Origin of the sequence: Burkholderia sp. SIMBA_062 (genome assembly GCF_046534765.1) — a bacterium.
Classification (GTDB): Bacteria; Pseudomonadota; Gammaproteobacteria; order Burkholderiales; family Burkholderiaceae; genus Burkholderia; species Burkholderia ambifaria.
Genome location: NZ_JAWRYD010000219.1, coordinates 1 through 277, shown reverse-complemented (window position 1 = coordinate 277; position 277 = coordinate 1). Strand labels below are relative to the sequence as shown.

The 277-nt window shown below is 65.3% G+C and carries 1 protein-coding gene; it reads left to right on the top strand.

Annotated features, from left to right (window positions below; all coding sequences use genetic code 11):
- Positions 1–277: hypothetical protein (locus tag SB786_RS36115; RefSeq protein WP_410731562.1), on the top strand; the 277-nt coding region annotated here is incomplete at both ends.

The window sequence follows — 277 nt, the reverse complement described above, 5'->3', positions numbered from 1 at the left end:
GAGCGATCCGGACAAGGTGATTGCGGTGAATCGGGCAGCCATCGTGCGCGACAACACGACGCCCTACACCGCCCCAGCGCCGAACGCCGACAAACGCACCGCAACGATCAAGGGCAAGAAGGTCAGCACCCCGGAACAGGGGGCGACGTCCGCGCGTCAGCCGGCCGCGTTCGCGAACTGCGACCCGCTCAACTTCGGGTTGCGCTTCCATCACGTCATCGACGGGGCTAAACAGGACGATACGCATCCGGACATGCCGGTGCGCCGGGATGTTGAG